Source organism: Rhodoblastus sp., from assembly GCF_041915505.1.
GTDB lineage: Bacteria > Pseudomonadota > Alphaproteobacteria > Rhizobiales > Beijerinckiaceae > Rhodoblastus.
In genome coordinates this window covers 1-1639 of the sequence record NZ_JAYSBG010000519.1, presented here as the reverse complement: position 1 = coordinate 1639, position 1639 = coordinate 1, and the positions used below count along the sequence as shown (strand labels likewise).

General features: G+C 64.5%; 1 protein-coding gene and 1 pseudogene. Both read left to right on the top strand.

All coding sequences use genetic code 11. The annotated features are described in order from the left end of the window. Positions 1 to 378 precede the first annotated feature (378 nt). Positions 379 to 1251, top strand: coding sequence for a transporter (locus ACE3S9_RS19340; RefSeq protein ID WP_374548104.1), 873 nt, complete (start codon positions 379 to 381; stop codon positions 1249 to 1251). A 200-nt stretch (positions 1252 to 1451) separates the two neighbouring features. Next, a pseudogene (locus tag ACE3S9_RS19335) lies at positions 1452 to 1639 on the top strand (AraC family transcriptional regulator); the annotation flags it as partial.

The window sequence follows — 1639 nt, the reverse complement described above, 5'->3', positions numbered from 1 at the left end:
GTCACGCCGCCAATAGTCCGAACCGCTGTGTTCATGTTCGCCATTCCTCCAACTGAACGCCGCGCTGCTTTTGCGCTGCGGGAGGGCGCGCGGCTTCGGCCTTGTTCGTTCTGACCCGCTTGCCGAAATTAGGCGGGTCGCCGGCGGCGGTATTGAACGCGCCTGACAATTCTTTGAACGTTTCAAGCGGCGCGCCGGCATGAGCCAATTACCTCGCGCGCAAAAATCCGCCGATCAGGGACATTGGCCGCCGTTCGCGGGCGGCGCGGCGCCGCGCGCGATGATTCACTGACTCCCCGCCTGGAAAGACGTCCCCTCCGCGGCGCGCAAGCCGCCGGAGCATCAGACGACGCGTTCCGGGCGGAATGGGAGGACACAGTGAACACCAGCAAGAATGCCATCATCGCCTTGGCGTGCGCGCCGCTGCTCGCGCTCGCGGCCGTCCCGGCGCACGCCGGCTCCGAGCTGCAGCCCGGCACCACGACCGGCCTCGCCCTCGGCGCGCCTTTGCCGGAAGGCGTCTACGATCTGACGCTGCCCAATTGGGGCGCGCGCTCGACAAACCCGGCGACCGATCTCGGCGTGCTGACGCCGGCCTGGATCATCTGGTCGACGCCCTGGACCATCGCGGGCGGGCGGCTCGGCTTCGACGTGGCGACCCCGGTCGCCCAGGTCAGCATCGACAATCCGGTGGGCCTGAACAAAGCCGGCTGGGCCAATCCGCTGGTCGAGGTCAGCCTGAAATGGGATCTCGGCAATCATTTCAATTTCGGCGTTCACGAAGGCGTCCATCTGCCGGTCAGCGGCCCGCTGGAGCAGATCGGCGTCGCCTATAATTTCGCGTCCTTCATGCAGGCCGCGGCGCTCACCTATCTCAACGACGGCTGGAACCTGACCGCGACCGTGATCTATGGCACGGGACGCAACGGGACCACGCCGGGCTCCTTCGCGCCGTCCTGGTTCAACTATGATTTGACCGCGACCAAGACCATCGGCAAATGGGAAGCTGGCGTCGTCGGCTTCGGCTCGACCGATCTGTCCAGCCCCTATGCCGGCTATGCGCGCCAGAGCCAGTTCGCGCTCGGCGGCCTCGTTGGTTATAATTTCGGGCCCGTCAATCTCCAGCTCAAGCTGACCACCGATGTGACCGAGCGGAATTACAACGGCCGCGACACCCGGTTCTGGGCGAATGTGATTATTCCGATCTGGATCGCGCCGACGCATAACCAGCAGGTCGCGGCCAAATATTGACGGCGCCCGGTCGTTTTCGGCCTTCGGCGGGATCGGCGCCCTTCACCCGGCGGCCGCATCCCGCTTGTCAGCGGCGCGGACTATAAATACCAATGCAATCGGCGGCCGGTCTTGCCGAAGGCCGAAAACGGCCGGGGACCGGCGATCCGGCCGATCGCGACGCAAAGAACGTCGGCGGCCGCGCCAAAGGGAGGAGACTGATGCTGGCGCTGGACCGCGCTCTGCTTCTGGACGCCCAGGGAAGGCCGATCACGAAGCATTGCAAGACGAATTCGGACGATTGGGAGGAGGTTCAGGACTTCGCCAATCGTTTCTACATGCCCTATCTGTGCAAGCCGATCGGGAAGAACCTGCGCCCGAATTCGATCATGTACGCCACCAATATCAA